This window comes from Protofrankia sp. Cr1, from assembly GCF_963555865.1.
GTDB lineage: Bacteria > Actinomycetota > Actinomycetes > Frankiales > Frankiaceae > Protofrankia.
The window spans coordinates 6176-14532 of sequence record NZ_CAUVXO010000096.1; the positions used below are offsets into that span (position 1 = coordinate 6176).

Genomic DNA, 8357 nt, shown 5'->3' on the forward strand with positions numbered 1-8357 from the left:
AGCAAGCGTTCACCATGGGGTATTTTGTGATACCCGTCCGGGACAACTTCTTAAAGCTACTGTCGAATTTCCATCGAGTCAAACCGCTCCGGATCAGCCGGTGTCAGCCTCGACAGTCGTTTCCGATCACTCACGAAGAGTGCCGGACCGGGGTTGGGGCCACCGTCGCGACTTGGCTTCGGTGTCTCCCGGCTTTCCGCCGGCAAGGAGAACATTACGGGTGCAGAACGGGAACGTCAAATGTCAACGGCTTTTTGATCTGTGAGCTACATCACATCGCCGGAATGTCGCCTTGACGCACCTGTCTGCTATGGGAGGATCGAGGGCCGTTGCCGCTGTGCCGGCGTCCGGCATCCAGGTGCGTGCGTCTCATCGCGTCTCATCGCGTCTCATCGCTCATCGCGGTGCGGCACGGCTCCTGGCAGGTCACAGCGACCTGCCAGGAGCCACCGGTGCCCGGTCAGTGGTTGACCAGCGGGCCGTCAGGGGCTGTGTGCCCACTCGCGGTCCTGGGCCAGCCGGTCGGTGAGGGCGGCCAGCTGTTCGCGCACCCGGACGGGGGCCGTCCCGCCCGGAGCGGAGCGGGCCTCCAGCGCCCCCTGGACGGAGAGCACGGTGCGCACCCCCGGAGTCAGGCGCGGGTTGACGGCCACCAGGTCGTCGTCGCCGACCTCGTCGAGTTCGACCCCGTGCGCGGTACACCAGGCCACCAGCTGCCCGACCGCCTCATGTGCCTCCCGGAAGGGCACCCCGCGTCGGACGAGGTACTCGGCCACATCGGTAGCCAGCGCGAACCCGGCAGGCGCGGCCTCGGCGAGGCGGTCGCGATGCACCCGCATGGTCGCCACCATCCCGACGGTCGCCGGCAACACCACCAACAGGGTGTCGACCGCGTCGAACACCGGCTCCTTGTCCTCCTGCAGGTCACGGTCATATGCCAGCGGCAGACCCTTGAGCGCGACGAGCAGGCCGGTGAGCGCGCCGACCAGCCGACCGGACTTGCCCCGAGCGAGCTCGGCGACATCCGGGTTCTTCTTCTGCGGCATGATCGAACTTCCGGTGGCGAAAGCGTCGTCCAGCTCGACCCAGCCGAACTCCCGGCTCGTCCACAAGACGATCTCCTCGCCGAGACGGGACAGGTGCACGCCGGTCAGCGCGGCCACGAACAGGAACTCCGCGGCGAAGTCGCGATCGGAGACCGCGTCGATCGAATTCGCGAAGGCCGAGTCGAAACCAAGCTCCACAGCGACGCCCTGCGGGTCGAGTGGGAGGGAGGACCCGGCCAGCGCGCCCGCCCCCAGACTGCACACCGCGGCACGCCGGTCCCAGTCCCGTAACCGGTCGACATCACGGGCAAACGCGTGGACGTGGGCGAGCAGTTGGTGAGCGAAGGAAATCGGCTGGGCGTGCTGGAGGTGGGTCATCCCGGGAGCCGGCGTGTCCACCTGGGCCGCCGCCTGATCGACGAGGGCGAGCTGCAGGTCGACGAGACACGCCGCCACCTGGCGAGCATGGTCACGCAGGTACATCCGCAGGTCGGTGGCAACCTGGTCATTGCGGCTACGCCCCGCCCGCAGCTTGCCGCCGAGCGTGCCGAGGCGTTCGAGCAGACCCCGTTCCAGGGCCGTGTGCACGTCCTCGTCGTCGACGGTCGGCCGGAACCGCCCGGTTCGCACAGCCTCGGCCAGATCGTCCAGGGCTGCGAGTACCGCGGTGATCTCGTCGTCGTCGAGCAGGCCGGCGCGGTGCAGCACGCGGGCGTGCGCGCCTGAGGCCCGCAGGTCGTACGGGGCGAGCCGCCAGTCGAACTGGACGCTGACCGACAGGCGGGCGAGCGCCTCGGCCGGCCCGCCGGCGAAACGGCCACCCCACAGCCGGGTCGGTGACTGGGGTGCCGGTGGCTGGGATGCCGGTGACTGGGATGCCGGCGTGGTCACCGGGACAGCCGCTGTTCGCGAGCCGACCACACCTTGGTCGGCAGACCCCACAGGTCGATGAAGCCCCGCGCGTCCCGCTGATCGAACTGGTCACCCGCGTCATAGGTCGCGAGCGCGTGGTCGTACAGGCTCGCCTCACCGCGCCGTCCGACCACCTGCGCCACGCCACCGGCGAGCCGGATCCGGACGTCTCCGCTGACCCGGGCGCTCGTGGCGTCGATGAACGCGTCCAGCGCCGCCCGCAGCGGCGAGTACCACAGGCCGTCGTAGACAAGCTCGCCCCAGCGCTGGTCCACGCCCCGCTTGAACCGGGCAACCTCCCGTTCGAGGGTGAGGTCCTCCAGGTCACGGTGAGCGGTAAGCAGAGTGATCGCCGCCGGGCACTCGTAGATCTCCCGACTCTTGATCCCCACCAGCCTGTCCTCGATCATGTCAATACGCCCGACGCCCTGTGCACCCGCCCGCCGGTTCAACTCGACGATCAGGGCCACGAGGGGAAGGGCCCGGCCGTCCAGGGAAACCGGCAGCCCGTCGACGAAACCGATGGTCAGCTCGTCCGGTTCCCGCGCGAGCATCGGGTCGGCGGTGTAGACGAAGACATCTTCCGGGGGCTGCACCCACGGGTTCTCCAGCACGCCGCACTCGGCGGTACGGCCCCAGAGGTTCTGGTCGATGGAGTAGGGCGAGCGCGCGGTCACGTCGATCGGCAGGTTGCGCTCGTCCGCGAACGCGATCGCCTTGTCCCGTGTCATTCCCGAGTCCCGCACCGGCGCCAGCACCTGCAGGTCAGGGGCGAGGGCCATCACGCCCACCTCGAACCGCACCTGGTCGTTGCCCTTGCCGGTACAGCCGTGCGCAATGGCTCCGGCACCGAAGGTGTGAGCTGCCTCGACCAGATGACGGACGATGACCGGCCTCGACAAGGACGAAATCAACGGATAGCGGTCCATGTAGAGTGCATTCGCGCGGATAGCCGGAGCCACGAACGACCGGGCGAACTCCTCGCGCGCGTCGACCACGACGGATTCCACCGCCCCGCAGGTCAGCGCCCGCTGCCGGATCAGTTCAAGATCTTCGCCGCCCTGGCCGACGTCAACGGCCAGCGCGACCACCTCGGCACCGGTTTCGGCACCGATCCAACCAATGGCCACGGACGTGTCAAGGCCGCCCGAATACGCGAGTACGACGCGGTCGGTCACCACAGATCAACCTTTCCCATATCATTGAGGGTCTCCGGTGGCGGGAAAAACCAGCATCCCGCCACCTTTGACCAGCCATCATCAAGGGTCTCCGGTGGCGGGAAAAACCAGCATCCCGCCACCTTTGACCAGCCATCATCAAGGGTCTCCGGTGGCGGGAAAAACCAGCATCCCGCCACCTTTGATCGGATATGTTCGGGTCGCAAAGCCCGGGTCACAAATAAATAATCATCCTGCCCCGCAGGTCAGGCCCGCCGGGCCGGGTCAGCCAGGTTGGCCAGTGAACCGCGGGAGCGCCCGTCGGCGAGGTCGAGCAGCCGTGCGGCGAGTTCAGGGCCGCCCGGGCCACCGCCACCAGCGGGATCACCGGTGGCCAGCCGAGCCGACCGGCAGACCACCAGGACCGTGTCGTCCCCGGCGATGGTGCCCATGACCTCCGGCAATGACGCCCTGTCCAGCGCCGAGGCGAACAGCTGCGCCGCACCCGCAGGGGTCCGCAGGACCAGCAGGTCCCCGTTGGCCTCGGCCGAAACGAGGAGGTCCTCACAGAGTCTGCCCAGCGGCAGCCGCACGGACTCCGTCGGAGCCAGATTGACATCGACGGCATACACCAGCGCACCGTCAGGGCCCCGCACCTTGGTCGCGCCGAGGTCGTCGAGGTCGCGTGACAGCGTCGCCTGTGTGACCTGGACGCCCTCCGCCGCGAGCATGCGGGCCAGCTCCGTCTGCGAGCGCACCGACTCACGGGCTATCAGGGCCGCGAGCCGCGCCTGCCGCGCGTGCTTGGTCAGCGGCGCGGCCGCGTGGCGAGCCACCCCATGCGCCGGTGTCGTCATGAGGCGGTCATGAGGCGGTCACGGGGTGACCTTGCCAGCCAGTACCCGCGGGGACGGCCGCGAGACCGGATCAGTCCGCTCCAGCAGAAACGCCAGCAACGCCTTCTGGGCGTGCAGCCGGTTCTCGGCTTGGTCGAAGACGACCGACCGGGGTCCGTCAAGGACGGAACCCGCGATCTCCAGGCCGCGGTGCGCCGGCAGGCAGTGCATGACGATCGCGTCAGCACCGGCCGCCTCCACCACCTTTTCGTCGAGCTGATACGGCTGAAAGACCAGCGACCGGCTGTCGGCCTCGGCGTCCTGGCCCATGGAGGCCCAGACGTCGGTATAGAGCACGTCAGCGCCGGACGCGGCCTCGAGCGCGTCATGGGTCACGGTGACCGCGCCACCGGTCACCAAGCAGATCTCCGCTGCCTGCCGCAGCACCTGCTCGAAGGGTTCGTACCCGGGCGGCGAGGCCACCCGCACCCGCATGCCGGCAAGCGCACCGGCCAGTACCAGCGAATGCGCGACGTTGTTGCCGTCCCCGAGGTAGGCAAGAGTCAACCCGGCCAGGGTGCCGCTTCGCTCCCGGATCGTCTGCAGGTCGGCGAGCGCCTGGCACGGGTGCGCATGATCGGAAAGTGCGTTGACCACCGGCACCGAGGCCGCCGCCGCCATCCGCTCCAACCGGTCCTGGGCGAACGTCCGCACCACGATGGCGTCGACATACCGGCTGAAGACCGCCGCCGTATCCTCGATGGATTCGCCCCTGCCGAGCTGGGTGGTGGCCGCGTCGACGACCACACAGTGCCCACCGAGCTCGGCCACGGCAACGTCGAAGGACATCCGGGTACGGGTGGACGGCTTCTCGAACAGCAACGCCACCGAGCGGCCGGCAAGTGGGCCGGGCTCGGTGCTCCGCACCCGACGGGTCGCCTTGAGGTGGTCGGCCGCGTCGAGGATGGCGGCCTGTTCGCCCGGGGTCAGGTCGGTATCCAGCAGAAAGTGTCGGATGGTCATGAGGTGGCCTCCAAAGCGAGCATCGCAGCGAGCGCCAGCGAGCAAGGAGCGCAGCGGCGGAGGACACCGGGATACACCGTCATGCGCAGACCTTAGAGTGCTCGGCGGCGGTCAGCGCAGCCCCGCCGATCTCGGGCAGCGCCGCGATGAACCTACCGGCCTCCGCGGCCGAGAGCAGCAACGGCGGAGCGAGCCGCACCGCGTCCGCGCAGACCGCGTTGACCAGGAAGCCCGCGTCACGGGCGGCGGTTTCGACGGCACCGGCGAACGGCGAACCCAACTCGATCGCCAGCCACAGGCCACGACCACGGACCCCCACCACGCCCGGTACGCCGGCGCCGAGGATCCCGTCGGTCAGGACGCGCCCGACCTCCACCGCGTTGGCGATCAACCCGTCCCGCTCGATGGTGGCGAGCACCGCGAGCGCGGCCGCGCAGACGATCGGTCCGCCGCCGAACGTACTGCCATGGTCACCCGGGCGCAGGAGATGGCCGGCCGGGCCGAACCCGATGCAGGCACCGATGGGCAGGCCGCCCCCGAGCCCCTTGGCCAGTGTCAGGACATCGGGGACAACCGCCTCGCTCTGGTGCAGGAACCAGGTTCCGGCCCGACCGATGCCACTTTGGATCTCGTCCAGGACAAGCAGGGCGCCCGTGCGGTCGCAGATGTCGCGCGCCGCCCGCAGGTACCCCGGCGGCGGCGGGATCACGCCGGCCTCACCCAACGTCGGTTCCAGGAAGACCGCGGCGGTGCGATCGTCGACCGCCGCCTCCAGAGCGGCGACGTCACCGTAGGGCACAAAACGCGTGCCCGGCAGCAGCGGCTCGAACGGCGCCCGCTTGGCCGGCTGGCCGGTGATCGACAGCGCGCCGAGGGTCCGTCCGTGGAAGGATCCCTCCGCCGCGACGATCTCACTCCGGCCGGTCCGGCGCGAGATCTTGATGGCCGTCTCGTTCGCCTCCGCGCCCGAGTTGCAGAAGAACACCCGGCCGTCGACGCCGAGCAGTTCCAACAGCCGCTCGGCCAGGGCGATCTGCGGCTCGTTCACATACAGGTTGGACACATGGCCGAGGCGTCCGACCTGATCGCATACGGCCGCCTGCACGGCGGGGTGACAGTGACCCAGGACGCTGACGGCAACTCCGGCGAGCAGGTCGAGATACTCGCGCCCGTCCGCGTCCCACACCCGGGTCCCGGCACCACGTTCCAGCGCGATCGGCGGACGGCCGTAGGCCGCCATGATCACCGCATCTCGGCGGTTGAGCAGCTCGGCGTTCATGGGGCTCCTCCCACGGTGATGGCGGACACGGTGTCAGGCGTGATCAGAGTCCCGATCCCGTCATCGGTGAAGACCTCCAGCAGGACGGCGTGTGCCACCCTGCCGTCGAGGACATGCGCCTGTGGCACGCCACCGTGCACGGCCCGCAGGCACGCCTCCATCTTCGGAATCATTCCAGTGGTCAGTGTGGGTAGGAGGTCCGCGAGCTCCGCGGCGGTCAGTTCGCTGATCACCTCGTCGCTGCCCGGCCAGTCTGCGTACAGACCCTCGACGTCGGTGAGGATGACCAGCTTCGCCGCGCCGATCGCGGCAGCCAGCGCGGCGGCGGCGAGGTCTGCGTTGACGTTGTACACGCCGCCGTCGATCCCGCGGGCGACGGTCGCGACCACCGGGACCTTACCGGAGTCCAACAACGCGATCAGGGTCTCGGGGGCGACCTCGACGACGTCCCCGACCAGGCCGATGTCGACCTCGCTGCCATCCACGACGGCCGGCTTGCGCCGCGCGATGAGCAGGTTGGCGTCCTCGCCGGACAGACCCACCGCGAACGGACCGTGGCTGTTGACCAGACCCACCACATCCCGGTTGACCTGGCCGACCAGGACCATCCGGACAATCTCCATGGTCTCCGGGGTGGTGACCCGCAGTCCGCCGGCGAACACCGATTCGACACCGAGACGGGCCAGGTGGGCGGTGATCTGTGGCCCGCCCCCGTGGACCACGACCACCCGAAGGCCCGCGTACCGCAGGAACACGACGTCCGCGGCGAACGCCTCGCGCAGCGCCGGGTCGCTCATCGCATGGCCGCCATATTTGATCACAACGGTGGAACCGTGGAAACGCGACAGCCAGGGCAGCGCCTCGATCAGCACGGTGGTCTTGGCCAGCGCGGCATGCCCCCGGGCCAGTGCCGAGGGCCGGTCCGCGGCCGGTGCGGTGGTCATGTCGAGTACGCCGAGTTCTCGTGGACGTAACCATCAGTGAGATCGTTCGTCCAGACAGTCAGCTCCGTGGCGCCGGCATGCAGGTCTATCTGGATGGAGACCGCCCGGCCGGTCAGGTCGACGAGTTCACGCGGCTGGCCCGGCGCACCGGCCCGGCACACCCATACGCCGTTGATCGCGACATCCAGCGCGTCTGGTTCGAAGGCGGCCCGGGTGGTGCCGACCGCCGCGAGCACCCGGCCCCAGTTCGGATCGTTGCCGTAGAGCGCACACTTGAGCAGGTTGCAGCGCGCCACCGCCCGGCCGACCGCCAGGGCGTCGTCCTCACCGGCCGCCCCCGTCACGGTGATCGCGATCGTCTTGGTCGAGCCTTCCGCGTCGGCGAGCAGCTGCCCGGCAAGGTCGGCGCAGGTATCGGTCACCAGGCCACCGAGCGTGTCCGCGGACACACTCATCCCGGACGCGCCGCTCGCCAACAGCAGCACCGTGTCGTTGGTCGACATGCATCCGTCGGAGTCCACCCGTTCGAAGGTGGTGCGGCAGGCGTCCCGCAGTAACCGGTCGGCGGTGGCCGGGTCGACGACTGCGTCGGTGGTCACCACCACGAGCATCGTGGCGAGCGCCGGCGCGAGCATCGCGGCGCCCTTGGCCATCCCACCGACGGTCACCCCGCCCGCCGCGCGCACAGCCTGCTTGCTGACGGTGTCGGTCGTGCAGATCGCCTCGGCCGCGGCCGTCCCGCCGGTGGCCGACACCTCGGCCACCGCCTTGGTCACACCGGGTAGCAGTAGGTCCATGGGGAGCCGGGTCCCGATCAGGCCGGTCGAGCACACTGCCACCTCGCCCGCTCCCAGCCCCAGCAGGCCTGCGGTGTGCTCGGCAGTGCGGTGCGTGTCGGTGAAGCCTGCTGGTCCTGTACACGCGTTGGCGCCACCGGAGTTCAGGACGACCGCCCGCAGCCGGCCGTCCGCGATCACCTGGCGGGACCAGAGGACGGGCGCCGCCTGCACCCGGTTGCCGGTGAAGACGCCCGCGGCGGCATCCGTCGGACCGTCGTTGACGACAACCGCGACATCCAGGCGGCCGGATGGTTTGAGCCCGGCCGCTACGCCTGCGGCCCGGAACCCCCCCGGGGCAGTCACGCTCATGGCTCTACACCC

Annotated in this window: 7 protein-coding genes; all 7 read right to left on the bottom strand. The window is 69.6% G+C overall.

The window, feature by feature from the left end:
• Positions 1-482: 482 nt before the first annotated feature.
• The 7 genes from argH to argJ all read right to left on the bottom strand — a co-directional run bounded on the left by argH (position 483) and on the right by argJ (position 8345).
• Entirely contained in the window at positions 483-1937 is a 1455-nt protein-coding gene (gene argH / locus U9980_RS10545; protein WP_322767755.1) for an argininosuccinate lyase, read from the bottom strand.
• A complete protein-coding gene (locus U9980_RS10550; protein ID WP_322767758.1) occupies positions 1934-3136 on the bottom strand; it encodes an argininosuccinate synthase in 1203 nt (400 codons plus the stop codon). The genes argH and U9980_RS10550 overlap by 4 nt, the downstream gene beginning before the upstream one ends.
• A gap of 245 nt (positions 3137-3381) precedes the next feature.
• Complete coding sequence (gene argR, locus U9980_RS10555) at positions 3382-3972, bottom strand: arginine repressor (RefSeq protein ID WP_322751655.1); 591 nt, start codon at positions 3970-3972, stop codon at positions 3382-3384.
• An 18-nt stretch (positions 3973-3990) separates the two neighbouring features.
• The gene (gene argF, locus U9980_RS10560) at positions 3991-4974 is read right to left on the bottom strand and encodes an ornithine carbamoyltransferase (protein WP_322751656.1); all 984 of its coding nucleotides are present in this window, start codon (positions 4972-4974) and stop codon (positions 3991-3993) included.
• 79 nt (positions 4975-5053) lie between these two features.
• On the bottom strand, positions 5054-6253 hold the full coding sequence (locus tag U9980_RS10565; RefSeq protein ID WP_322767756.1) for an acetylornithine transaminase: 1200 nt from the start codon (positions 6251-6253) through the stop codon (positions 5054-5056).
• Positions 6250-7197: an acetylglutamate kinase gene (gene argB / locus U9980_RS10570; RefSeq protein ID WP_322767757.1), complete on the bottom strand. Its 948-nt coding sequence runs from the start codon at positions 7195-7197 to the stop codon at positions 6250-6252. The genes U9980_RS10565 and argB overlap by 4 nt, the downstream gene beginning before the upstream one ends.
• Positions 7194-8345 (bottom strand): bifunctional glutamate N-acetyltransferase/amino-acid acetyltransferase ArgJ, encoded by a 1152-nt coding sequence (gene argJ, locus U9980_RS10575; protein ID WP_322755776.1) that lies wholly within the window; start codon positions 8343-8345, stop codon positions 7194-7196. The genes argB and argJ overlap by 4 nt, the downstream gene beginning before the upstream one ends.
• Positions 8346-8357 lie beyond the last annotated feature (12 nt).